This is a genomic window from Carboxydothermus pertinax (assembly GCF_001950255.1).
GTDB lineage: Bacteria > Bacillota > Z-2901 > Carboxydothermales > Carboxydothermaceae > Carboxydothermus > Carboxydothermus pertinax.
On record NZ_BDJK01000001.1, the window covers coordinates 1 to 24,717 of the forward strand.

The 24,717-nt window shown below is 43.1% G+C and carries 28 protein-coding genes and 2 riboswitches; of the genes, 7 read left to right on the plus strand and 21 right to left on the minus strand.

What is annotated here, in order from left to right; all coding sequences use genetic code 11:
• Positions 1-23 precede the first annotated feature (23 nt).
• Complete coding sequence (locus tag cpu_RS00005; protein ID WP_075857920.1) at positions 24-1,832, minus strand: HD-GYP domain-containing protein; 1,809 nt, start codon at positions 1,830-1,832, stop codon at positions 24-26.
• A gap of 99 nt (positions 1,833-1,931) precedes the next feature.
• On the opposite strand from cpu_RS00005, the gene cpu_RS14090 reads away from it, so the two are divergent.
• The gene (locus tag cpu_RS14090; protein ID WP_268761765.1) at positions 1,932-2,063 is read left to right on the plus strand and encodes a hypothetical protein; all 132 of its coding nucleotides are present in this window, start codon (positions 1,932-1,934) and stop codon (positions 2,061-2,063) included.
• A gap of 10 nt (positions 2,064-2,073) precedes the next feature.
• Here cpu_RS14090 and cpu_RS00010 read toward each other — a convergent pair whose 3' ends face one another.
• The 7 genes from cpu_RS00010 to cpu_RS00040 all read right to left on the minus strand — a co-directional run bounded on the left by cpu_RS00010 (position 2,074) and on the right by cpu_RS00040 (position 7,623).
• Positions 2,074-2,619, minus strand: coding sequence for a DUF5317 domain-containing protein (locus tag cpu_RS00010; protein ID WP_075857922.1), 546 nt, complete (start codon positions 2,617-2,619; stop codon positions 2,074-2,076).
• Positions 2,620-2,664: 45 nt separating this feature from the next.
• Positions 2,665-2,985: an STAS domain-containing protein gene (locus cpu_RS00015; RefSeq protein ID WP_075857924.1), complete on the minus strand. Its 321-nt coding sequence runs from the start codon at positions 2,983-2,985 to the stop codon at positions 2,665-2,667.
• Between the two features lie 241 nt (positions 2,986-3,226).
• A complete protein-coding gene (locus tag cpu_RS00020; protein ID WP_075857925.1) occupies positions 3,227-5,077 on the minus strand; it encodes a flagellar assembly protein A in 1,851 nt (616 codons plus the stop codon).
• Positions 5,078-5,095: 18 nt separating this feature from the next.
• A complete protein-coding gene (locus tag cpu_RS00025) occupies positions 5,096-5,404 on the minus strand; it encodes an STAS domain-containing protein (protein ID WP_234970155.1) in 309 nt (102 codons plus the stop codon).
• Entirely contained in the window at positions 5,394-6,110 is a 717-nt protein-coding gene (locus cpu_RS00030; protein WP_234970156.1) for a PP2C family protein-serine/threonine phosphatase, read from the minus strand. The genes cpu_RS00025 and cpu_RS00030 overlap by 11 nt, the downstream gene beginning before the upstream one ends.
• Before the next feature lie 16 nt (positions 6,111-6,126).
• Positions 6,127-6,447, minus strand: a complete 321-nt coding sequence (locus tag cpu_RS00035) for an STAS domain-containing protein (RefSeq protein WP_075857929.1) — start codon at positions 6,445-6,447, stop codon at positions 6,127-6,129.
• Between the two features lie 15 nt (positions 6,448-6,462).
• The gene (locus tag cpu_RS00040; RefSeq protein ID WP_234970157.1) at positions 6,463-7,623 is read right to left on the minus strand and encodes an ATP-binding protein; all 1,161 of its coding nucleotides are present in this window, start codon (positions 7,621-7,623) and stop codon (positions 6,463-6,465) included.
• A 502-nt stretch (positions 7,624-8,125) separates the two neighbouring features.
• A riboswitch (cyclic di-GMP riboswitch) is annotated at positions 8,126-8,213 on the minus strand.
• A gap of 684 nt (positions 8,214-8,897) precedes the next feature.
• On the opposite strand from cpu_RS00040, the gene cpu_RS14215 reads away from it, so the two are divergent.
• The 3 genes from cpu_RS14215 to cpu_RS13560 all read left to right on the plus strand — a co-directional run bounded on the left by cpu_RS14215 (position 8,898) and on the right by cpu_RS13560 (position 10,309).
• Entirely contained in the window at positions 8,898-9,011 is a 114-nt protein-coding gene (locus cpu_RS14215) for a CooT family nickel-binding protein (protein ID WP_143299287.1), read from the plus strand.
• Positions 9,012-9,072: 61 nt separating this feature from the next.
• Positions 9,073-10,110: a HoxN/HupN/NixA family nickel/cobalt transporter gene (locus cpu_RS00050; protein ID WP_075857957.1), complete on the plus strand. Its 1,038-nt coding sequence runs from the start codon at positions 9,073-9,075 to the stop codon at positions 10,108-10,110.
• A gap of 55 nt (positions 10,111-10,165) precedes the next feature.
• Entirely contained in the window at positions 10,166-10,309 is a 144-nt protein-coding gene (locus cpu_RS13560; RefSeq protein ID WP_159433951.1) for a hypothetical protein, read from the plus strand.
• A 161-nt stretch (positions 10,310-10,470) separates the two neighbouring features.
• Here cpu_RS13560 and cpu_RS00055 read toward each other — a convergent pair whose 3' ends face one another.
• The 13 genes from cpu_RS00055 to cpu_RS00115 form a co-directional block, all read right to left on the minus strand.
• On the minus strand, positions 10,471-11,397 hold the full coding sequence (locus cpu_RS00055; protein WP_075857934.1) for an alpha/beta hydrolase: 927 nt from the start codon (positions 11,395-11,397) through the stop codon (positions 10,471-10,473).
• A gap of 375 nt (positions 11,398-11,772) precedes the next feature.
• Entirely contained in the window at positions 11,773-11,982 is a 210-nt protein-coding gene (dmpI, locus tag cpu_RS00060; RefSeq protein WP_268761766.1) for a 4-oxalocrotonate tautomerase DmpI, read from the minus strand.
• A 189-nt stretch (positions 11,983-12,171) separates the two neighbouring features.
• Positions 12,172-12,642 carry a chemotaxis protein CheX gene (locus cpu_RS00065; RefSeq protein WP_075857937.1) on the minus strand — a complete coding sequence of 157 codons (471 nt, stop codon included), beginning with the start codon at positions 12,640-12,642 and terminating at the stop codon, positions 12,172-12,174.
• Entirely contained in the window at positions 12,642-13,061 is a 420-nt protein-coding gene (locus tag cpu_RS00070; RefSeq protein WP_075857939.1) for a bacteriohemerythrin, read from the minus strand. Before cpu_RS00070 ends, cpu_RS00065 begins: the two co-directional genes overlap by 1 nt.
• 127 nt (positions 13,062-13,188) lie before the next feature.
• Entirely contained in the window at positions 13,189-14,067 is an 879-nt protein-coding gene (locus cpu_RS00075) for a sensor domain-containing diguanylate cyclase (RefSeq protein ID WP_075857940.1), read from the minus strand.
• Positions 14,052-15,203 (minus strand): response regulator, encoded by a 1,152-nt coding sequence (locus tag cpu_RS00080; protein ID WP_075857941.1) that lies wholly within the window; start codon positions 15,201-15,203, stop codon positions 14,052-14,054. Before cpu_RS00080 ends, cpu_RS00075 begins: the two co-directional genes overlap by 16 nt.
• 358 nt (positions 15,204-15,561) lie before the next feature.
• Positions 15,562-16,419: a DUF5666 domain-containing protein gene (locus cpu_RS00085; RefSeq protein WP_075857943.1), complete on the minus strand. Its 858-nt coding sequence runs from the start codon at positions 16,417-16,419 to the stop codon at positions 15,562-15,564.
• 33 nt (positions 16,420-16,452) lie between these two features.
• Positions 16,453-16,944 carry a hypothetical protein gene (locus tag cpu_RS00090; RefSeq protein WP_075857944.1) on the minus strand — a complete coding sequence of 164 codons (492 nt, stop codon included), beginning with the start codon at positions 16,942-16,944 and terminating at the stop codon, positions 16,453-16,455.
• A 69-nt stretch (positions 16,945-17,013) separates the two neighbouring features.
• A riboswitch (cyclic di-GMP riboswitch) is annotated at positions 17,014-17,098 on the minus strand.
• A gap of 80 nt (positions 17,099-17,178) precedes the next feature.
• Complete coding sequence (locus cpu_RS00095) at positions 17,179-18,024, minus strand: YjjW family glycine radical enzyme activase (RefSeq protein ID WP_075857946.1); 846 nt, start codon at positions 18,022-18,024, stop codon at positions 17,179-17,181.
• Complete coding sequence (locus cpu_RS00100; protein WP_200800611.1) at positions 18,005-19,540, minus strand: YjjI family glycine radical enzyme; 1,536 nt, start codon at positions 19,538-19,540, stop codon at positions 18,005-18,007. Before cpu_RS00100 ends, cpu_RS00095 begins: the two co-directional genes overlap by 20 nt.
• A 34-nt stretch (positions 19,541-19,574) precedes the next feature.
• Positions 19,575-20,264, minus strand: coding sequence for an HD domain-containing protein (locus cpu_RS00105; RefSeq protein WP_075857948.1), 690 nt, complete (start codon positions 20,262-20,264; stop codon positions 19,575-19,577).
• Between the two features lie 61 nt (positions 20,265-20,325).
• Complete coding sequence (locus cpu_RS00110) at positions 20,326-21,099, minus strand: Mrp/NBP35 family ATP-binding protein (RefSeq protein ID WP_075857949.1); 774 nt, start codon at positions 21,097-21,099, stop codon at positions 20,326-20,328.
• A gap of 127 nt (positions 21,100-21,226) precedes the next feature.
• The gene (locus tag cpu_RS00115; RefSeq protein ID WP_075857951.1) at positions 21,227-21,829 is read right to left on the minus strand and encodes a DUF1847 domain-containing protein; all 603 of its coding nucleotides are present in this window, start codon (positions 21,827-21,829) and stop codon (positions 21,227-21,229) included.
• Between the two features lie 118 nt (positions 21,830-21,947).
• Between cpu_RS00115 and cpu_RS00120 the strand changes: the two genes are divergently transcribed.
• The 3 genes from cpu_RS00120 to cpu_RS00130 are packed head-to-tail and all read left to right on the plus strand — an operon-like array spanning position 21,948 to position 24,614.
• Positions 21,948-22,697: an efflux RND transporter periplasmic adaptor subunit gene (locus cpu_RS00120; protein ID WP_075857953.1), complete on the plus strand. Its 750-nt coding sequence runs from the start codon at positions 21,948-21,950 to the stop codon at positions 22,695-22,697.
• A gap of 13 nt (positions 22,698-22,710) precedes the next feature.
• Positions 22,711-23,496 (plus strand): ABC transporter ATP-binding protein, encoded by a 786-nt coding sequence (locus tag cpu_RS00125; protein WP_075857954.1) that lies wholly within the window; start codon positions 22,711-22,713, stop codon positions 23,494-23,496.
• Complete coding sequence (locus cpu_RS00130) at positions 23,493-24,614, plus strand: ABC transporter permease (protein WP_075857956.1); 1,122 nt, start codon at positions 23,493-23,495, stop codon at positions 24,612-24,614. Before cpu_RS00125 ends, cpu_RS00130 begins: the two co-directional genes overlap by 4 nt.
• Positions 24,615-24,717 lie beyond the last annotated feature (103 nt).

Genomic DNA, 24,717 nt, shown 5'->3' on the forward strand with positions numbered 1-24,717 from the left:
TGTGTTACTACATAAATATTTGTTTAAAGGAAGATTTTACAGCTATAAAAAGCCAATTTGCGCCTAAAAAATGTTACTTTTTCAGTCCTCTCTACCTCCTGTACCTGCCAACGGCAGCTGGCGACATCCGTTTTCGCAAGGATTGGGTGACTGGTTATATGTACCCCTGTTTTCAACAGCTCAATTTCCTTTTGTTCCACCAGCAAGAGTTTTCCCTGTGTTACCGAATAGATCACTTCACGATAAAGGTTTCGAACTCGTTCTTCTTGTTTTTTCTCATATTCGAGTATGTCAGTTACGTCAAAGAAGATAACACTAACCTCATCGCCAGTAGGAATACAGTAGATATCATATATCTTACCAGATTGCGCTTCTTCGAGTATTTCTCGCACTCTGCCCTGTTGTCTGCGTGCTTTTTCCACTAAAGCATTTACTTGCTCCCGGCATGGAATGTCGATGGAATCTCCTGCCTCATTTCTAAACTTACCATTATTGTAATGTACGATTAGCGATGCACCAAATTTATCCAATAGTTGTGATTGGTAAGCCCTTTTCCGCGCTTCGCTGATCACGAGGTTTTCGATCAATCTTTCTTCAATGGTGGCCGGCATGGCCATTTCTCTGAGCTCGTCCTGCAAATCAGCTATCTCTAATACAATTTTCACCACCTGGGGGTCCAGTTTGGTTCCCGCCAGTGCTGCGAAATCAGTTGGGGTTTTCTTCTGGTAAAAAATGTGGTCGTACTGATCAGCAGCAGCAATAATCCGAGCTCCCAGCGGTATATGCTCTCCCGATATACCAGCAGGGAAACCTGTGCCGTCCCAGCATTCATGGTGGTAGCGAATATACTCGGCGGCCTTGGCTAACCCGGAAATCTCCTTTACCATATCTGCTCCAATTTCTGCGTGTTTGCGATATTCCCTTTCTTCTTCGAGGGTAAGCGGCCCTCGCTTTTGAAAGATTTTTTCCTCCAGGTAGGTCTTGCCCAAGTCGTGCAAAAGGGCCGCATAATGAATCGAATCAATTTCATCCTGGGGTAGTTTCATCTTTTCCGCAATCTTCCGGGCTATCCTGCCAACCCTGGTGGCATGTCCTCCACTGATAGACAGTTTGTTTTCAGTTAATTGAGTGAGTGATTCCATCGTCCTTAAGTAGGTTTTCCGCAAGTTGATAAATAAGGCAAAAGCATAGCGCAGGGCTAAGAAAACTACAAGAACAAATAGTGTTTCAATCCAGAACTGCAGTTGATCATGCAGCTCATAGGAAAGAACCAGACGCACGCTTAAAAGAGAAATGACTAAATATATTAAAACGCCGTCTTGGACCATTCCAATCCAAGTGGCAAAGTATTTTCTTTCACTCAGTTTAGAGATGATGACGGATATCAAGGTGATGTTCACAATATTATAGAGAGCAATAGCAAAGAGTAAACGGGGAACATCATACCACGTAAAAGTCCCCGGTATTCCCCCTAACCACAGGTACCCGTATCCTGCTATAGCAGTACAAATCACATACTGGCTTGTATTAAATAAAAATTTAATTGTTTCGCGCTTAACCAATGGAATACTAACTAAAGAAATGATCGTCTCAATTACTACCGCTTCTGGAATGCCGTAGACTGCCATTACAACGAAAGTGAAGGTAGTAGAACCAGAAACTATAGATCCGTTTGGTAATTCAACATAAAATTTTTCCAGCAATCCAGCAATCAGGCCAATTGCCAAAACAAAAGGCAAAAATTCTATTTTTAGGCCGGGTAACACCAGCAAGAGAACAGCCATACCGGTAGCTATGACCGCGTATATAAAGTTTTTTAAATATCCTGGCATGGCTGTTCTCTCCTTTCTTCAGAAAAGTATATTTAAGGAAAAAAGGGGCGTAGAACAAATCATTTTTCAATAACAATCATGTAACAGGAACGTCGTTTAGTGCCATGGAAATTTAGCAATGGCGGCCAGTACCATGGAAGCCACGGTCAGCCAGAAGAAGGCCTTCTTCATCATATCACCTCCCCCCCGGATGAATTGCTTCTTCCTAACGATCTACGCCCCAAAGTTTAAATCTCAATGGCTAAATTTTTTTAACCATACCTTTGTAAATAAACCATGAGATGCCCAGCGTCACCGCAATGTCGCCGGGGCTTACTACCATGCTGCTGAAAACAAAAGGAGGACGCAAGGGAATGACATCAGCTAAATACGGTAGAAGGGTAGATTCCGTCAGCGGTTGGTGTTTTGTAACCCCTTCCACTACCAAAGGTATGTACGAGGATAGACCCGCCCATTCCAGCGCATCCAGGGATACGGGCATCCTGCCACCATTGGCAATTATTACCAAAAAGTTGAGTAAGGTACCGAGAATAAATAGTTTAATACCCGGGAGGTGGCGATTGCACCAGCAACCATAGATTAGCATTAAGTAGGAAACAACTACCCAAAAGGCAAAACTCTGGTTTATAAACGAAACGCGATGGTAAAGAAACATCGCAATCAACTGCAGTAAAAACCCGGATAAAATCACCCACTGCTTCCTTATTTCGGTTTCCGAAAGGTGCCGCAGTGACCCTTTTTTAAGAAAGGCAATGATAATCACCGGGATTAGAAACTCGTAAATCATCGGGTCCTCTCCTTAATTGCAGTAGTCAGTACGGCCCGGGATGATCTAGAACGGTGAGCGTTTAAAGTGTTCCTCGCCTAAGAAGGCCGGTACACCCATCACATCCAATATTTCATAAACGTCCTCATTAAGGTTGCAGACGGAAAACGGCTGTTGGTTCTGGCTAAGTTCTTTCCAGATAGCCAGGAGACTTCCCACACCAGTAGAATCCACGAATTCCAAACCAGCCAAATCGAAAACAACCGACCCGTTAATAGGTTTATGTTTTTTGTAAAAAGCTTCGAATTCAGTTACTGTGGAGAAGTCAAGTTCCCCGGCTACCCTCAAAACAGTGGCATGACCTTCTAAACTAACGGATAAAGACAACACGCTGAACACCTCTGGACCGTTTGTAAATTACTTCAAAAGGAAATAAGTTCGTCTAAAAAGATTTTGATAGCTCTAGCCTGAGAGGATTCTTTAGGGCGTAAGAGATCCCATACTCGCTAGACAGTTGGCGAGAGTTTTATCTTCGCGGAGAATTTCCAGGACAATTTTCATTTTTTAAAGTTCGGTGAAAGTAATCTGTTAGGATTAGCGGCGGTTTTTCGGCAGATCTGGCAATTTTCTAGGCTGGAATTCCCTTGAACCTGAGGTTCCCTTCTTCATCCAACCAGAGACGGATGCCTTTTTCCTCCCTATTAAAACGATAAACCCGACCGCCTACCACTACAGAAGCGTTCTCAAAGGCATGCCCCACGGTAACCACGGCTTTCGGGCCAGTCACCACCCTGGTGACAACCCCAGCTCTGGATCCCAGTTCTCCCACATGTACATCCCCGCCAGCCTGTATCTCACCACCGCGAAATATCCCGGATACATTCACTTTCTTACCAGCCTGAATCCGGGAATAATAACAACCGCTCCCCACCACCCGAACATCGCCGGTAGCTATAACGGTAGAATTGAGGACGCTTAACGCCACCACATCGCTTTCTGCAGATGGCGAAAACGCAAAAGCCTGTTCCCATTCCTCGGCTCGCCGGGCCAATGTTTCGATCTCCCGGAGGTCACGCACCGCCAAAGGAGAACGAACCAGCACCCGTTCGGCTTCCCGGATAAACTCTTCCAGCCCTTCAACGACCATTCCCAAGGGCATAGTTTCAACCTGCTTCTTGAAGGTACTAGCAGCAGCAGGAAGATGGCGAAACTTTCCCTCCAACAGCAACTTTACTAAAGGGCCGATACCGCCTTTAAGATCACCCTGCTTGAACGCCGGGTGACCAAGTAACTGCCGTATAGCCATGGTCATCTCTTGCAAACCAACCGCCAAAGCATGAACCTGTGGCAACATCTGTTGTAGAAAATCAGGAACTCTTCCTGCGATTACCTTCGATGACAGGATATTCCCCTTGATCAGGACTGATCCCGTAGCTTGAACCCTCGCGCCGGAAACAAACCCTCCCACCTTAACATTACCGTCCGCTTCTACGGCCATCCCTTCTGTCACATTTCCGGTAATTAAAATATCTCCTTTAAAGACAATGTTACCTGAAGCAAGGTCTACATCACCAGTATGCACCAATTCCGGTAATACACTTACCTTCACCATGTTACGCCAGCGGAAGGCTACAGGACGTCCAGCCCGGGCCGCTACAGCCCTTTCACCATCCCTAGTAAGCACCGCTCCTTCTCCTACAGAAAGGATAAAGTCCCGGGGCGGCGGCGGCATAATTACCTCACCCTTGACGCTGGTGCCAGGACGTCCCGGCTCAGGCGGGTGTTTGACTGCAAGGATTTCTCCCGCCTCCACGGAAGTAAAAACATAGCGTTTCCGGAAATCTACCGCTTCGTCTTCCCCCCTCAGTACCGGCACCTTGGAATCAGAGGGAAAAAGCAATTCTACCCGGCCGTCTTTTCCTGGTTCTGCAGGAACACCTCGAGCGATAACTACCTCCTCTTCAGCGCAGGATGTAACACCGCGAGAGCACGCTTCCCAGTCTATACCATAGGTAATCCCCAGCCGGGATAACTCCTGCATTAGCTCGTCCCATGTAAGGGGTGGAAGACATTCTTCCCGCTCAACTACCACCAGTTGTAGTATCTTGGCAGGCGCGAGATCCGGCAGTTCCCGGTGAACTACTACCGTAGGACGCATTCGCAATATCGCTTGTAGACCATCGGAAGAAACGAACACAGACCATTTCCCTTCTCTTCGCTCTTCAATCGTTTCCACCCGCACTGTATCCTTCATGGATACGGGGGTTGGTTGAGTGCACTCCCGATCGTTAACAATCAGTCTTACCCCCTGGCAAGGTACCACCACCGGGTAATGTCCCTCCGGCCGGTGCCGGATAACAAGGTGCCCCTGTTTCACAAAAGCATATGGACCTACCGCTTCCCCGTCCGGAAAAGCATCGTCCACTGCACTCGCTGTTGCTGTCTGCGTGTGGGGGACCCGGTTAATCTCCTCCTTCATTGAGGAATACACCTCCTGCTAAGCGTTAGGATTCTCTAGGACTTCCAGCACTCGGAAAAATCCTATCACTTCCAGGTCTTCTCGAATAAGTTCGGGGATACGAACAATTCTCAAGGTGCGCCCCTGCTTGTACATGTGTCTGACTTGACTAAGGAGCATTCCCACCCCGGAAGAGTCTATGAACCGAAGTCCCTTCAGATCTATCTCCACCACTTCCTCCGTCCGTCGCTGAATTTCCTGTTGCAACTGCTCCACGTTGCTGAAATCCAGTTCTCCCTCCACCTCCAAGATTACCATCCCTTTCTTTTGCCGGACTCTAATCTCCACCCCTTTCACCTCCCTTTCCCGCCACCTTCATAACAACCAGTGTCACGTCATCCTTTTGGGAAAAACCGCGGGTAAATGTCTCCAGATCAGATAAAATGCTTTGTCTCATCCTATCTGCATCAGCGCCATTCTGAAGGCGAACTATCTCCTTCAATCGTTCCTGCCCGTACCTTTGCTCGTCCGGACCATAGGCCTCCACAAGTCCATCGGTATACAGCACCACCGCATCTCCGTCGGCAAGAAAAAATTCCTCCACCCCTGACCCAAGGTAATCTTCCAACAAACCCAGAGCAACTCCTCGGCACCGGGCCACTTTCACCTTGCCGTTAACTAGAAGGAGGGGAGGGTGATGCCCTGCATTGACACAGGAGAGGCGTCCAGTTACCTTGTCGTAACATAGCAGGCATAAGGTAGCAAAAGCCCTGCATTTCCGAAGTTCATCCCCTCCCACCTTGTTTAACCGGCGCACTACCTCCAGAGGATGGGGATTAATCCTGATACACTCCCGGAGCATATGGCGGATTGTTTCCATTAACCGGGCCGCATGGAATCCTTTACCCATTACATCTCCAATGACGGCAAACAAGGTTCTCTCGTCGCAGGAAATAAACTCAAAAAAATCTCCCCCGACCTGTTCGGCAGGTAGGCTACACCCACTAACTTCCAACCCGTAAGCTCGTAGTATTTTTCCATTCCCTGTAATCACTTCTCCCATCCTGCTCCTACCTTTCTTCTCCGCACGGAGCGGGGTTTTGCGCCAGGAGCTGGTCAAGCCCTACCAGCCGCATCACCTCCGCTACATCAGGTTGCGGCCTCAAAATCAGCATCCTGCCTCCTTTTTGCCGCCAGTCGTTGCTAATGTCCAGCAAACTTTTCAAGCCGGTGGAATCCACAAAAAAAACGCCTGACAGGTCAACTTCCAGCGTGCGTTCCTCCACTTTCCCAACAACCTCTTGCAGTTGCGCTACCGTTTCCATGTCCAATTCACCGTTCAGCACTACCCGGCACACTCCACGGTCAACGTAAACATCTATTTTCAGCAATAAAACCACCTTCCTTCATTGGTCTTGTTTTAACCTATCCGTAGATACAAAGTCCAGGCCCAAGTTGGTTCCTGACGGTCCTGTATTAAGGTAGAGGTAGTCTGCATAGTAGAGCATCAGGGTAAATCCACACCCCAAGGAATTCTTGGTTGAATAATGTTGCATCAGCGTTGCCCGGGCCAATTCGCTGGTTTTGATTCCCGGCCCCAGGTCCTGCACAATAATCCTGACGGTATCCCCTGACTGTCTGGCTTGCCAGCAACCGCCCCCCGCATGTTTAAGAGCGTTGGTGAGCGCCTCTGTCAAGCACAAGGTTATCGCGTGTCGCCTACGGCTGTCGAGAACAGGCAAAGCTTCCCGAATTGCCCGGCGGGCTTCCGGAATGTCATGGGGCTGCCAGACCTCACCCCTGGCCAGTTCTATTCCTTCTGAGACCACTTTCTCCATCTCTTCACCATTCATCAGGTATAACCGGCCTCCCGTTACTGCCGCTATGGCCTCCCGGTAAGCCTGCATCTCCTGCTGGTGCATCCTTCGCTCCTTTTCAATCACCTCGGTGATGTCAAAGGCCAGCAGTCCACCGCTCCTGTGGTCAAACGGCACCCCGTGAAGGTCAAACACCTTTTGTCCGTCAGCGCTAATGATCACCTCGCGCCGATGTTCGGCCTGGCGAATAGCCTGGCGCATCAATTTTTCCGCTTCTTCCATGGGCAAATCCAGGTCGGCCTGGCCCGAAAGGTAGCGGAAGCGCCCCCCTTCATATTTCATCACCTTCCCCACCTTGAGAGCATTAATTAGTTCGGATTTCTCCACTTCAGCAAGCAGCTTCTCCCTGACCAGGTCCTGAAGGTGCTCCGGCAAGTGCCGGGAAATCTCCCGTACTAATTCGCCGGCGCTTCTCGACAGCAACTGGTATTCCTCGTTGCTTAGACGGAGGGCAGTCCCTTGCTTACGATGGACACATAGTATCTCAAAAACATGGACATTATTTTTCCCTTTGAACGGTACTCCGGCTACCTCGACCCACAAGCTTTCCTGCAGCCTGATTACATACCGGCCTGGAACTGGAGCTTCCGTTTCCAGCCCAAATTCAGTGGTATTTAACACCAGAAGTTGGGCCGGATACTGCTTACCATGTTTATCTTCCAGTAATATCCGGACAGGTGGCGAAGGCACCCGGCGAAGGGGACCCGGCAGAATAAAGTAATTGCATTCCACACAATGACGGTTTGGTTCTTTCTTCGCGCATTCAAGACACCGTTGCATTTTTTCACCTCCCTTCTGCCTGTTAGCCCCTCCCGGCTATATACCCTTTCCAATTATCACAATATTACAACAAAGGGTTTAGCCATTTGCTCTGGGTGTATATCAACGAATGAGACAACGTGACCTATGAATCCACCGATTTTAAAAGCCCCTGGAGGAGTTCAACCAGCTCTTCTGGTAGTGGCTGGAAGAAGTTTGCCTGCGCAGAATACACAGTTACTTGTATAGGAACTCCCTGGACTACATCATGCGTTGTTATACTAAAATATTTTCTTTTGCTGGTAGCCCGGAAAGTGAACCATGATGCCACCTTTTCTCTGGACCTGTCTTTAAATGCTAAAAAAAACCACAAGGCGGCAGACACAGATCCAGCCTTGTGGGGTTAACTTACTGTGGTATATTTTAGCACCCCACCGGCAGCCCGGCTGCCATAGCCTTCCACTGGCTTTAGGCCCGCGGCTTTGCGCCCCCGTCTTTCGACGGGTTTGCCCTTGACAGAGGGGATTATTTACATTTTTTTACATAAATGTTTTTTTTTTTTTTTTTTTGGAAACTTCCAACATTACCATATTTTATTTTATTATATTCGACTTTTGTTGAAAAGAACATTTTTTCGTTAGTTTGTGTGAATATTTAGTAGGAACTTATACGGCCTGGCAACCATAGCAACTCAATTTTTTAAACAGCAAAGTATTACCCTTTTAAATCTGCAAAAAATCATAAATTTCTTCTCTTATGGAAGAATTTACTTTAGAAATTTTATCGAAGAGTAGGCTAAAGAAATATGTACCTGGCACAATGAGGAAGTATATTCCGTTTATAATTTTTAATATTATTTCAGCTAAATTACGGGTTTACTGGCTTTTTCGCCGCAAACCCTTTTTTGTGCAACTCCCGGCATTTTGTACTAAAATCTTCATTCTCGTCAGCCAGGCCACCATTGGTAGAGCGTTAATTCAAATTAAGCAAAAATTAAGCTAAAAATCGTATTGGAACAGAAGGGAAATTCGAATTAATGGCGAATAAGTTTTAATGCAGCCGAAATCCTGAAGGATTTCATTAAACAAATAACAAAAAACAAAAGACTACAATATTAAAACAAATGTAGGAAATTAGGCCACGAAGGTCGATTACTGGGCAGAAGCCTGAAACGATTCTTTGTGGCCTTTTGTCGTTAACAGGAGGTGATTATAGAACCATTCAAGGACGGAATGCATTTGGTCGATATATTTAGTAAACAGAAGTCGGTAAAGGCAAAGGTTAGAAATATGAACCTACTTAGCCACTGGATATTTTAGAAAAATTATAGGAAAAATGCTAAACTTCGGGGATAATTAAATGAAGGATGGAGGTAAAACTATGCGCAGTAAAATCGTAAAGACAGCTACTGATAACGGTCGGCCCAAATGGTTCCACTACGGTATGTTAGTCGCTGTAATACATCTTATCGGACTAACTCTCCTATTTTTAAAGGCTAGGCAGTATCCCCAATTTCTTGGGCTTGGTTTCCTCGCTTATACGCTCGGTCTGAGGCACGCTTTTGATGCCGACCATATCGCCGCAATTGATAACACGGTTCGCAAGATAATTCAGGATAGGGGGCAACCAACAGGAGTCGGATTTTTCTTCTCTCTCGGTCATTCGTCAGTAGTGTTTTTGATGGCAATGGTAACCGCGGTTTCGATGAAATGGGCGCAACAAAACATTCCACAGCTTAAAGCCATCGGAGGGCTGATTGGCACTACTGTATCTGGCAGTTTCCTGCTCCTTATCGGGGTGTTTAATCTATACATCTGGATTGACATCTACCGCATTTTTACGAAAATGCGAAACGGGGAGTATGACAAAGATAACCTGGAATATCTCCTTTTATCCAGGGGCTTTTTAGCTCGCTTCTTCAACCCGCTCTTTAAATTTATTAGCAAGAGTTGGCACGTTTATCCGCTTGGCTTTCTATTTGGTTTAGGTTTCGACACCGCCACTGAAGTAGCCCTTTTGGCGGTTTCCGCAAATGCTGCTGCCCAGGCTATACCATTCGTGGCAATTCTATCCCTACCGATTCTTTTTGCAGCCGGCATGAGCTTGATGGATACCGCTGACGGTATTTTTATGACTATTGCATACAATTGGGCCTTCTCTACCCCTCTGCGGAAAATTTATTACAATTTGACCGTCACCGGCCTCTCAGTGGTTGCAGCGTTACTAATCGGCTTGATTGAGTTAGCCCAAATAATTATCCCGAAGCTTGGACTCAGCGGTGGAATATGGGGCTGGATTCAGAACCTCGACTTTGGCGGGATCGGTTATCTTTTAGTAGGCCTGTTTGTCTTTACCTGGGGCTGTTCCTATTTACTTTGGAAGTTATTACGTCTTGAGAATAATGAAAGTGAGCCATAAAACATAAAACCATGTATCAGAATTGCTTAAATCTGTGATACGGGAGGATTAAGAGGTGATGGGAGTAGTTTCCCCCGGGCAGCCCGCTTACCCCGGTGGCGAGACCAGAGAAAGTATGCCGGTGGGGATTACTTCCACGTCCATTTTTGTTTTCTCGCCCAAGCGCATGATTGCCATTCAAGGGTTATTAAAGTTTTAATTACAAGAGGCCCAAAGATTAGAAAAGCTGAAGCATAACTTAAAGCCCCCAAGGCAAGAGCGCCAAATTTCCCACCTAAATTATTTCCGGACTTGATGTTTACTTAAAGATATTTCCTTAAAATTATCAGTTCCTCTATAGTCGTCGCTTCCTATATAAACTTATACAACCTTACTTAACCAGCTTAAAATATCTTTCACCACTTCCTCCCGGTTAGTTTCATTTAACATTTCGTGCCGACCGCCAGGGTAGAGCTTGTAGGTTACTCTGGTAAGCCCCAGTTTCTCATAGGTTTTGATAAGTTTTAGTACTCCTTTGCCCATGCTTCCTACCGGGTCGTGATCCCCGCTTATGATAAAAATAGGTAATTCCTTGGGTATTTTTCTAAGGTTTTCCGGTCTAAAAGTTTCTTTTAACCCCCGCAGAAAATCATAGTAGAAACTTGCGGTAAAGACTCCCCCACAGTAGGGGTCATTAATGTATTTTAAAACTTCCTCATGATCCCGGGATAACCAGTCAAACTCAGTGCGGTTTGGCTTAAACTTTTTGTTGTAGCTGCCAAAAGTAAGTTGGGTTAAGCGGGTACTGCGATGTCGCGGCCCAAACCGTTCTACTTCTTTTTTGGCCTGCCAAATCCCCAAGTTTACAATTGGACCGGGAGCCCCGGAAGTCCCGGATAAAATCACTCCATTTATGCTTTCCCCGTAAAGGGAAATATAGCGCTGGGTCAGGAAAGAACCCATGCTGTGGCCAAACAGGATAATTGGAACCCCCGAATTTTCTCCTTTTACAAAATCAATAATTTCCTTTATATCCTGCACCATACGATTAAATCCATCGGGACCTAAATAACCTATTTCAAGAAGGCTTTTGGCAGTTTTACCGTGTCCTCGGTGGTCGTGGGCATAAACAAGATAACCCTTTTTTATTAAAACAGAAGCAAACCGCTCATACCGGACAGCCGTTTCGGCCATACCATGGGCAATGTAAATAACCGCCCGTGGTTTTACTTCTTCCAAGGGAGACCAGCGATAGCAGTATATCTTCTGGCCATCACTGGCTTTAAAGATAAAGTTGGTAAAACCCATTCTATCTCCTCCCAAACCGCTATCATTATAATTCGCCGCTGAACTTCACCGCCAAATGAAGTTTATACCCGGGCTTTATTTTGAAGTTTTTCGGGATTGGCGGAGTTAAAATAAAATCTACTTTTTTATTTTTTATGTTTAAAAAAGAATTATTATTATTCTTTTATTAAAACATTCAACATTATTTTACATTTTCCTGTTTTTTGAAAAATATTTTGCGTTAGATTTTGAAAAAATCGCTTGCCGGGCGCACCAAAAAAAGGAGCCACCACACTGGCTCCTTTTTTAACTTCGGTTTCATCCCAGTCGCTTCCACCATAAAAAAGGCCTTTTAGCCTTTCATCTAATGCTTCTTTTAAATATTTAAATATTTCTTTACTTATTTATTGTTTCCGAAAGAGGTTTGCCCCCGCTTCCTACATTATCTAAGGAATTTTCCCGAATTATTACAATAAAAGCTTGAGCTGGAATATTAAGAGTAGAACTTGCCGCATCAGTAAGATTTTTGATGAGCTCTGCCTTTTTTTCTTTGGACATAGGCCCTGCATCAATTTGGATTACCGGCATTTTTTCCCTCCTTTCCACTTTTAATAAACCCTTCGTAATTTTATTTTAACTTAAAAGCAATATTTTTCAAACCTTCAGCCACCGCCGGCCCCCTCCGGCTGAAGCCGCTATTTCTTCATTGATAGTACTTTGTTCTTCAGCCGGGGCAGCTATACCCTGAACTGCAGTATTAACTTCGATAAAGCAGTTAATAGCCCAAAACTACCTTTAAGCATTGGGATTTTCTTTTAAAGCAATGCTAATTTCAAAATCTCCTGCTTTTGTCTTAATTGGTACCAATAAAGATTTAGGAGCGGCAACCGAAACCGATTTATTTTCCCCTAAGATTATCTGGGGAGGCGCAATATTGCACCAATAATCAGCTTTTTCCAAATAACTAACCGCATTACCGCTAATTATATTACCCACTTCACCCAAAGCGGAAGTTACAAAAATATCAAGGGCATCAATTTCCATCCCCGACATTATTCTCACTATTTCTAAAGCCGTTGTTTTGGGGAAACTGTAAACAACCGCCCCCAAAAGTGATCCAACAATACTGATTAACACATTTGCATCTTTTCCTGCAATTAGATCTTCTTTTAATTCTATTTTCCCCTTTTCAATTCTTAATCCTAACATGCGGTCAAAAACATCTTGAGTTGCCATTAAAAAGGGATTAACAAATTCTGCTTTCATTAATTGCCCCCTCCTTGACTGCGTACATATGCACCAATTTTCTGGTCTTCCATGACCACATGATAAATAAGCCAGGCCATTAATTTTCCGCCAAACTCCTGGACTATCTCTTCATTAAAGCCACTGGCTGCAAATTTTTCCGCATATTTAGCTACTTCCGCTTTAAATTCTTCATGGATTAAATAATGTTTCGCAAAATCCGGATAATTAATCTCCTGCTGATACGCTTCTTCATCCGCAAAATGCTCAACTACATACCCTTGCATAAACTTTAAGGTTTTTTTAACTTGCTCTACTTTATCTTCCCAGTCCCCTGGTCCTTTTATTGCCCGTAAAAATTCATCTACCCGGTGAAAAAGTTCTTGATGCTGAGCATCAACTTTTTCGACCCCAATTCGGTAAGATTCTTTCCATATCATCGCGTGTCACCCCTGATAATTTATTGATATTTTGAATTATTCGGCAAAACAATAATAATTCCTGCTATCATTATTAATGATAACAGGAAAATTTTTTAAACAAAAGTTATGCACCAGCTAGCAAAGTTTAATTTTCCGGACATTTCTCGGAAAAACGAACACAATTTCGCCCTGAAGCTTTGGCTGCATAAAGCATTTGGTCAGCGCGCATTAATAATGTATCAAGCGTATCCCCGGAGCAATAACCGGTTACCCCAAAACTGGCAGTCACCCGGCTTACCACCGGAATCTCCATTAAACTTAGCTGCTCCCGCAACTCTTCCGCTAAGCCGGCGGCCTCTTGCACGTGAGTATCCGGTAGGAGAATCACAAACTCTTCACCGCCCCAGCGGGCTAAGCAGTCGGTTTGCCGAATCCTGTTTTTTATTAAATTTACCAGGCTTTTTAAAACCAAATCGCCTGCCGCATGGCCAAAACGGTCATTTACATTCTTAAAATGGTCGATATCTAACATAATTAACGAAAAGGGCCTATTGGTCCTTTTGGTCCGCTCTATTTCCCTTTCTAACACTTCGGTAAAATACCGGCGGTTATATGCTTGGGTTAGATAATCGGTAACGGATAAACGGTAAAGCTGTTCTTCCAGTTTTTTACGCTCTGTAAGGTCGATAAAAGTCTCAATCAACTTTTCGCCGCTTTTAGTTTTTAGTCGTTTAACGATTTTAAGTACTGGTAACCGAGAGCCATCCACTCTATGTAAAATCCGCTCCGCACAATCCACTTCTTGACCTACCGCTGTAACCGGACACAATCCCTTAATTTCGGGAAATATCTCAAAACAACTTTTGCCAATAACCTCATCCGGAGACTCTCCAATCATCGCAACAGCTTCTAGGTTTACGTTTTCAATCCGATGAGTTTTAGCATCAATGACCATAACTCCAGCCGGCATACTGTCAAGAATAAGCCCTAAAAATTCCTTTTGCTCTCTTATTTCTTCTTCCATTTTTTGTATTTTGTTACATCAATCACATAGTGGATGTAAGTATTTTCGTCTACCGGTACCCACCAGGTATCCCAAACACTATTTTCTACCTTAACTTCGCAGTTTTCTTTTTGCCTTTGGTTCAAGGCCTCATCCGCCCGGCAAAAATAACACTTGGTATCTGGTAACGGCTTCCCGGTGGTTTCAAAGACCTCCCGGGCGACAGGAGATATCATTTTTAAGTGGTGAATACTGCGCCAGCAATAATCGCCAACTACTGCTCCCAGTGCTTTTGCCGCCTGGTTGAGGGCCAGAATCCGTCTTTCCCGGTTAATAAGGTACGTAGGATTGGGCAAGGCCTCTAACATCAACCGTAACTTTTGGTCTTTTCGCCGGTTTTCTTCTTCCAGCTCATTCCTTTCGGTCAAATCAATAATTAGCGCCAGGCACAATTTTTTTACCCTGTAGTCAAAAAGCTGCAGGTAAACTTCTACGGGATACAACGAACTGTCCTTCCGCCGGTGTACAGTATAAAAAACAATTTGTTCCTGCTTCCCACTAAGCAAGGGTTCAAGCAAAGCCCTGAAACTTTGCAAATCAAATTCTGGCTTGAGGTCAAGAGGTGTCATGTTTTTTAATTCTTCAGCAGTATAACCCAGGTTTTCCCTGGCCCCACGATTTACTAAAATAAATTTAAAGGTATGAGGATCAAATATATAAACTTCATTTAGCGAATTTTCGATAATTTCTAAATAAAGTCTGGCATTAGTATTTGCATCATGAAGTTCTAAAGCCATTTCAATACTCTTTACCAATATATGTTCTCCAGCATTTTTTAACACATAACCGTAGGCGGTAATAAAGCGAATTTTTTCAACTACTGCACTTTCGCTATGAGCGGAAAGAAAGATAATGGGTATATCTCTAATTTGCTGAATTTTTTTAGCAGTTTGAACCCCATCCATTTCTTCTCCCAGCTCAATATCCATTAAAATAAGATCCGGTATTTGCTTGCTACAAACCTTCTCTAAAGCCTCTTTACCGGAAAGAGCAATATCCGTAAGGTACCCGTATTTTTCGAGAATATTAGCGGTAGTTTTTGCTTGAAATTTGCTATCCTCAACAATTAAAATCCTTTTTTTCTCTTTCAGTCTCACTCACCTCCCCTTTTCAGATTAACCGTAGTTCTTTTAAAAAACAGACACAGCTTTTTCTCAAGCTATAATTAGATTTTTTAAAATTATAGCATAATATTTTTCTTTTGTATATTTTAGCTATTGATGAGGTTTTTTCGAAACATGCAATCTTCGCAATAAGTTGTACTTAAGCCTTTGTATATGAAAAAGCAGTAACCAGCTTTTTACTGGTTACTGCTCTTTTGTTTTTGTTACACCTTAAGCAGAAGATGCGGAAAGCTTTTCTCAAGTTGCTATTACCTAAAAATATGTTTAAAACATTTAAAGGCTGGCAAAAGCCAGCCCTACATTCAAATCTATTATTTAACTTAAACAGGTATTATTTTTTACCTTTTGTTTTATTTTTAGAAAATTTTGTCTTTACTTCTTTCTTTGCTTTTTGTTCTTTTTCTTTTTTAGTTTCTCTTTTTCTTTCCTTTTCTTTTTCCTTTTCCTTTTCAACTTTTGCCGGTATTACTTTAACTTCGACGGCATTTCCCGCTAAGGTGTATTTAACACCTACTTTATAACCCGGTTTGATTGTTTTTTCTCCTTCAAGCTTGCCTAATCCTTCAATTTTAGTGTTTTCCGTAATACTAAAGGTTTTTTGTTCACCATTCCCACGAGCAACGGTGAGATTGTTACCATCAAAAGAAATTACCGTACCGGTATATTCCAGTATTACAGGTTTTGCTTCAACTTTTACAGCTTCGTTGTTTGCCGGATCGTATTTTACTTCTGCTTTATAACCAGCACCCAACTCTCCTTTTACTTCCATGTCCGTATCCGAAGTAATTACAAAAGTTTTTTCCTCGTTTTCTCCCTTAACGGCAAGAGTTTGTCCGTCAAACGAAGTTACAATCCCTTTAAATTCCTGAAGTTCTTCCTCTTTTTGCTCCAAAAGATTTTCAATTTCTTCCTTTAACTGTTTTAGCTGATTATAAGACAGGCTGTTTAAAAGGTTTAAATCAAAAGGCAACTGGTTGTCTGCTGGAGCCGGTACAGGTTGATAAGTTTGATCGGTTACCGATGGGGTGGTATAGGTCGTGCCACTTACAGTTGGAGTTTGGTTGGCATAAACAGTATCACTTACCCCCGGAGTGGTATTAGCTGGCACGGTGGTAGCAGTATCGGCCAACGCAGGTAAAGTAATCCCAAGTAAAAATACCGTTAAAACTAAAACCGCTATCTTCTTCATTAAAATACCTCCTTTAAAATTTTAAAAACATTTTTAATCTTCTTCATTTTGATTTTCAGTGCTATTAACCATGTTTTGATAATTATCTTCATCTATTCCTTCCTGTTGTTCATTTTCTTTTATTTGATTTTGATTACTATCTATTACACTCTGGTCGTCCTCTTCATTGACCACCTCCTGATTTTCATTATCGTTTACTTCACTTTGATAATTAGTTTCATCCAATTTATTTACATTGCTTTCTTCATTTGCTGAGTTTTGTCCTTTGTTTTCAGTTATTATATTCTTATCGTTATTTTCCTTTGCCAGACTTTGGTTGTTATCTTCATTCGTCGTCCTCAAACTTTTATCTATATTTTCTCTCTTTGGGCTATTTGTTTCTTTTATGGTTTTTACCAATTCTTGATATGAACTACCACTTACAGTTTTTTCAGTATTAACAGGCAAAACCAATCTTTGCGCAAAAGCAGGAAAAGCAAAACTCAGTAATAATGCTGTTAGAACCAAAATTGTATTTTTCTTCATTAAAATGCCTCCTTTAAAATTTTAAACCCTCCTGCCAGAAGGCGGAGGGTTAATAATCCCCTTAACACCTTCGGCAGCTGGCTGGCATAGCCTTACGGCCTTAGCCCCTGTAGCTTTGCGTCGCCGGCTTTCGCCGGGTTTGCCTTTATCGGTAAAATCTTATCTTTTTTACTCTATTATAAAACATAAAGTTAAAATTACAATACTTTTGGCAAAAGAATTTAAATACAAACTTTAAATACTATACTTCCCGTAAACCCGGGAACCAAGAATTTCCGTTGCAACCTCAAATAGCTCAAAAAATTTTTCTTCAGGCAAGTTCGGTGCCTCTTTTAAATAAGATTTTACACCATAGTTACGGAAAGGTATCAGTTTTAACAATGTATACGAATTGAGTTCACGAATAAACCGGGCAATGTTTTTCACTTCCTGCGGATGGTCGTTTAAACCGGGCACCAATACCGTTCGAACCTCATACAGTACTCCAAGCTGCGACGCCGTATTTAAATTTTGAAAAATTAATTCGTTGGCTACACCGGTCAGCTTACGGTGCAAAACCGGATCAAAAGCTTTTAAATCGGCCATAATTCCATCGATATTTTGACATAAGGTTAGAAATTTCTCTTCCTCCAAAAAGCAATTAGTATCGACAAAAACCGTTAGATTACTTTTTTCTTTAAGTTTATGGCTAACTTCCAGGATAAAATCCGCCTGCAGGGTGCATTCCCCGCCGGAAAAGGTTACCCCATCTAAAAAAACTTCATTTTCCAAAATATAAGCTACTAAATCCTCCACCTCCCAGAGGGTAGTTTTTGGAGAGGACGAATGGGGACACACCTCAAGGCAACGGTCACACCCATGGCAAATCGCCTTATCCCAGGTTACCCTGCCGTCAAGGTTTGTTAAGGCTCCGGCCGGGCACTGTTCAACACATCTACCACAATTCTGGCAGTATTTTTTGGTTTCCGGGTTGTGACAGTACAGGCAGTCAAGATTACAACCCTGCAGAAAGATTGCCATCCGGCTTCCGGGACCGTCGATAAAGCTTACCTCAATAATTTTATTGACTATTCCTCTCACCGATTATCCTTACCTTTCTGGCTTCGGTATTGTTGTTTTTAATGCTTGCTGCTCCAAGCTTTACCGTATCTTCCCGTAAAACCTCGCCTTTTTCGTATTTTAAAACATCGGTTCTTTTTACAAGGTAACCGGTAATCCGGATAAATTCCGAATCGGAAGTGTTGAAGGAAAATACCCTGATTCCTTCTTCTAAAGCCCCCTTGATTATTTTTAAAACCCCTTCCGGATTTTCCCGGGCGGTCCGGTCAAAGATGTAAATATCACTAATGCCTGTATCAAAGTATTTATGGAGCCTTCCCTCGGTTTTAATCTGGGTAAAGATGTCCGGCTCCTCGCCGTATTTTATCCGCACCCCGGGCGTCACATCGATGTCGCTGTCAATTCCCGACTGGGCATGAAATCCTATCCTGCCGCCGGTACCGTTGCAGTAAGCTCCCGGGACCCTTTTTAAAGTATCTTTGGCGGTTTTTAACACTTGTTCGGCATAGTAAAGGGCTTCTTTATCCTGACCAAGTTTTAGTCCCGTTAAGTGTTCAAGACATTCGTAAAGTCCAAAATATCCGGCCATGGAGGTAAAGCGGTCAAGGGAAATTAAACCTTCTTTAGCTAAAAAGGAAGTTTCAAAAAACTTCGCCTCTTCTACGATAAATTTAGCCCGGGCATTGATAACCTCGGCCTGCGCCAACACTGCATCAGGTAAAACATTCTGGATAAAGTCTTGAAAATCTCTCGCTTTTTTGGCAGCTTCTTTTAAATTTAACCGAACTAAAGTAAAGCTGCCTCCACCAATTAATAAAGTATTATAGCAGCTAGCAACTCCGTAAGCAGGGTCAAGGTCTTCTTTTAATTCCCGGTCATTGACAAAATACGGTTTTCCAATTTCCAAGGCTGTTTTAACCGCCTCTACGGCAAAACTATCGGGAGTTTCTTCATTATATTTTAGGGAAATGTTGGGTACCGCCTGTTTTAGCTCCCGCTCAAGCTTTAAAAGTAACCGTCCAGTACGGGTATCTTTGGGCCCAATGTTCATGTGGACAAAACCATCGGGTAACACCCGGTCTATTTGCACCAAAAACATTTTTAAGAGTTTCTCGGAAAGTTCCTCACCAGCAGCCAAAACAAACGGTTCTAACAGTTCATCTACCTGTCCCAGATATACGGGATAGCTCGTTATGGAGGGTACGTAGCGATAGATAATTAAAAGGGCATTAACCGCTTCAAATAAATCCTGCGGGGGTTTTAAATTTAAGTACTCGCTTCCCTTTTCCATAAATTTTTGGTAATCCGGCAGAATATAACGCGGCCGATAAGGTGCATGACCTTCAAACAGGTCACATAGAATTCCTTCGGCAAAATAGTTCTGAGCTTTTTCACTAATCTTTACGTAAGGAAGGAAGTTTTCCGCTTCCGCCGCCAGTAAGTGCCGCTTATCTTTGTAATCCAAAGAAGTATCGGTAATTATTTCATAAACCCGGTTCATCGCTCTTCTCACCCGACTTAAAGTTTCTAACTTCATTATACCACCCTTTTTACCGCTTGTAGCAAAATCTTTATTTACTTTTAAGGTAAAATTTCTCTACTTCCTCCCTTACCTTTTTCAATGCCTGGATTTTACCTTCGGCACCGATGTTATCCGAGCGTTTATCCGCTTCTTTTAAAGTAATTAACTTTCGTACCCGCCGGTAAAGTTCACCCGGGGGTAATGTTTTCCCAAGCTGCTTAAGCCAAAATTCTACTTTTTCTACTTCATAGGGTACGGACATGTGGTAATAAATAAGCCAGGCGGTTCGGTCAATAGTTTGCCGGGGAAAATTGAAGCGTTTTAAAATACCCCGGGCCATTAGAGCTCCCCGCTCGGCATGGCCAAAATCGTTGGGATAGCCGTTTTTGTACGTTCGCACCCCCGGTAGACCCTTCCCCACATCGTGCAAAAGAGCGGCCATGATTAATTCTAAATCCTTCTCGGGAAGCTCCTCCAAAACCCTTAAAGTATGCCCCCAAGCACAAAGGCGATGGCGTTCGGGATTCTGGGGTAAGCCTACCAGGTGAGATAACTCCGGTAGTGCTTTAAAGAGAAGCCCTTTTTGATGTAATGCTAATAAACTCTCCAAAGGATTTTGGCTAAATTGCTTTTCCCGGAAAAACACAGAAACTGCCAGACCAGTATTTTTACCAGCCATGGCAGTTTCTTTTGGCAAAAATTTGCAGTAAAGATAAATTGGAGCGGGGTAAATCACCATTTGCACCCCCGGCACTTTTTTTGATTATAGCAAAGCCGGGAGGTAGTCGACAAGAAAAATTTTAGAGCTTATTTACTATTTCTAAAAATTCAGGGGATTCGAGCTTTTCAATTAAACCCCGGTCAGCATATTCCGCATATTCGGGAACAATCGGCAAAGTACCAAGTAACCTTATTCCGGTTTCGCGGCATATTTCCTCTCCCTGAGGCTTTTTAAAGGGATAAAGGAGTTCACCGCAATGGGGGCATTTTAAATAGGCCATATTCTCAATGAGACCAAGAATTGGCACGTCAAGATTTTTGGCGAGTTTCATGGCCTTTTTAACCACCATCACTGCTAAATCCTGAGGCGATGAGACAATAACAACCCCTTTTAAAGGTAAAGTTTGCAGTACCGTTAAGGGAACATCGCCTGTACCCGGAGGCAAATCCACCAAAAGGTAATCCAGTTCACCCCATAAAACGTCTTCCCAGAATTGTTTAATTGCCCCGGAAAGTAACGGTCCTCTCCAGATTACCGCTTCCTCTTCGGATTTTAAAAGTAAGTTGATCGACATGATTTTAATTCCTAGCCCGGTTTCTGGCGGAATAATCTTTTCACCATCAGAACCAAATTGACCCGGCTTTAGGCCGAACATTTTAGGAATGCTTGGTCCCGTAATATCGCCATCTAAAATTCCCACCTTAAAGCCTTTTCGGGCAAAAGCCACCGCCAGCAGGGAGGTAACCGAGGATTTGCCAACCCCTCCCTTACCACTCATAATGGCTAAAACGTTTTTTACTTTGTTTTCTCCTTTTGGTATTTTAGGTTTAATAGAAGCTAAATCTTCGCCCATGTTCCCCCTCTTTTCCTGGTAGTTTTGAACATATGTTAATTATAACACTTTGCTTTTTTCTTAAAAACAGCCTTTCTCTTTAAATCAATCCCTTTTACTGGCTACAGGAACGATTTTCCCAAAATAATTATCCTTCTATTATTTTTGCCAGAGTTTTTATTGGATTATGCCCATAAACCCGGTCTTTCACAATTAAAGTAGTGGTTGGGGCCTGGCTTTCCCGGGTAAAAAGGATATCATGACCGAGGCATAAGCCTAAAATCACATTTAAATCGGTCTTTACTTCATTAAACAGGCGGGCCTGGGCAATAGGATTACAGATGGAGACAAATTTTTCAGGATTTTTCTTGGGAAGGCGAATTTCAGAGTAGTCAATTGCTCCAAGGCGGCAGCAGGCAAGGATGGGAGTAAGCCCTTCTTTTTCTAAAATTGCAGCAAGCTTCTGGGCTTCATTGATTAAGGTTACACAAAAGGCAATGCCAATTTTTTTATACCCCATTTCTTTGGCAAAAAAGACAAGTTCTTCGACACGGCTTCTAAGTTTTCCCTTTTCATCAAAAGGGGTTTGGTCCGCTACCTGCATAATTTTAGCAGTAATTTCATCCTCAAGATAAGGTTGTTTATTTTTGGTTATTTCACTGTAAATTTTAGTAGGACAGTTTGGGGGCATGGCGTTAAAATTTCCCTTAAAATTAGCCGTAGTTTTACAATAGCGACATCCGGTCTTCATTTTACCCATCTCCTCTTTTCAAATCTTAAAATATTTTACCACAATTTTAATTTGAAAAAGGATTTTTAACCGCTTTTGTTTAATACTACATTTATTAAAAAGAAAAAGGAGGTAAAGCATGGCCAAAAAGCATTTATTACTTCTGCTATTCCTCATGAGTATAGTTTTAGGAGGCTGCGCCTTTTCCAGCAGCAAAAACACTCCTCCTTCCTTTGACGGCATCGCCGAAGCCGACCAGTATGAAGTTAAAGCAGAAATACCCGGAAAAGTTAATGATGTTTATGTTAAAGAAGGGGATGAAGTAAAAAAGGGACAGACATTAGCTACCCTTGATGATTCCTTACTAAAAAACCAGTTAGAAGCTGCCAGGGCTAATTTGGAATTAGCCCGGTTAAAATACGAACAAGTGGCAGGCAAAGACCAGAATCTTGAGAAGCAGGCGAAGACCGGAATTAAGCTTGCCCAAACCCAGGTGGATTTAGCAAAACTGCAACTTGTCAAAACAAAAATCCAAGCGCCAGTAAGCGGCGTTGTTTTATACCCGTCAGTTAAACCCGGCGATTATGTAAATCCTGGCTCCACGGTAGCAGCCATTGTAGATTTAAATAAGATTTATGTAAAGTATTACATTCCCGAAAAGTATTTAAATAGGATTAAGCTTGGGGATACGGTTTGCGTAAAAAATGAAAATTTAAAAATGGCGCCGACCGGTAAAGTAGTATATATTTCCCCCAAAGGAGAATTTACCCCTAAACCGGCAGAAACCCGGGAAGCCCAAAGTGAAATTTCCTATCTTGTAAAAGTTGAATTAACCAAAGATTTTCAGGATGTACGGCCGGGAATGCTTTTAACCCTGACTTTGCCGTAAGGGGGGAAGAAGTTTGACGGCAGCAATTATAACCGAAAACCTGACCAAAACCTTTGGTCCGAAAGTAGCAGTAGACAAAGTTTCCTTTTTGGTGCCGTCGGGGAAAATCTTTGGGCTTTTAGGACCCAACGGCTCCGGAAAATCTACCACTATTCGGATGCTGTGCGGAACATTACTGCCTTCATCCGGTCGAGCTGAAGTGTTTGGATTGGATGTGGTGAAAAAAACCCAAGAAGTGCGAAAGCTTATCGGTTACATGTCCCAGCGTTTTTCCTTATATGAAGATTTAACGGTAGAAGAAAATCTCGATTTTTTCGGTAATATCTATAATCTCCCGGCAAAACTTTTAAAAACCCGGAAAGAAGAAATCCTAATTATGGCGGGCTTAACCGACAACCGGAAAACCCTGACCGCTCATCTTTCGGGTGGCTGGAAGCAACGGTTAGCTTTAGGAGCTGCCATGATTCACCGGCCGAAACTTTTAATCTTAGATGAACCCACGGCAGGGGTTGACCCGGTATCCCGAAGGATTTTCTGGGAAATCATTAAAAAATTATGTGCCGCCGGCATTACGGTGTTAGTAACCACCCACTATATGGATGAGGCAGAGATTTGCGACATCGTAGGCTTTATTTTTAACGGAAAACTGGTATCTTTTGGCACTCCGGCGGAATTAATGGCTAAGGAAGGAAAGGAAACCTTAGAAGATGTGTTTATTGCCTATGTAGAACGAACTACCGGGAAAAAAGTTTATGATTTTAAAGACTTAGAAAAGTTTATTGGAGGGGAGACGGCATGAATCCCAAACGGTTTTGGGCTATTGTGAAAAAAGAGTTTCTCCAGTTAAAAAGAGATAAACCCAGTATAGCCATCGCCCTTGTTATGCCGGTCATGATGCTTTTGCTGTTTGGTTATGCAGTTACCACCGATGTTGAACATATTTCTACCGCCTATCTAGATCTTTCCCATACCCCGGAAAGCCGAGAGCTTTTATTAAAATTTCAAGCATCCAACTATTTTGATTTAAATTATCCGGTAAACAACGTTTCCGAGCTTAACACGCTTTTTTCCCAGGGAAAGATTAAGGCAGGGATTATCATCCCGCCTGATTATGCAATAAAGCTGGCCGCAGGAAACCTTCCAGAAGTAAAGTATATTGTAGACGGTTCCGACCCGTCTATTGCCCGGCCGGCCCTGTCGTCCGGAATACTGGTTGGACAAAATTATACCAAAGAACTTATAGCCAAAAAGAATCCCCTTTTCGCCAAGACTTCAGCGTCGATTATCCGCTCAGAGGTCCGCTTCAACCCAAAGATGAGAAGTCAGATTTTCACTATACCTGGTTTAATTGGTCTTGTCATGCAAAACCTTACGGTCCTTTTAACTGCTTTTGCTTTAGTACGGGAAAAAGAGCGGGGAACTATCGAGCAGCTTATTGTAACTCCGGTTACTTCCTTTGAGTTAATTTTAGGAAAGCTTGTTCCTTATGTATTAATTGGTTTTTTGTCATTTACGATAGCCTTCTATTTCGGAATCAACTGGTTTTCCGTCCCTATGCAGGGTGATACCTTAACCCTTTTTGCCTTAGCCCTCTGCTTTGTAGCTGTAGCACTGGCTATCGGCATTTTAATCTCGACAGTAGCCAGGACCCAGCTGCACGCCATGCAGATGACCATAGTTTTTCTTCTGCCTAGCATCTTGCTTTCCGGCTTTATGTTTCCCCGGGAAGCTATGCCGAAAATTATCCAGTATCTCGGCTATGCCATCCCCCTTACCTATTTCCTGGAAATCCTGCGGGGTATTATTATCCGGGGAGCAGGCCTTATGGAGCTACAAAATCAGGCAATAGCTTTATCGGTATTTGGACTTTTTTTGGTGGTTATTGCTGCCCTTCGCTTTAAGAAACGTTTAGAATAGTGCCGCTAGGAACGGTTCGAGACCCCTGAAAAAAGTATTATAAAAAATAGAAAATGTAGAATAAAATAACAATAGCCCCTAAATTTATGATATAATTTATGTA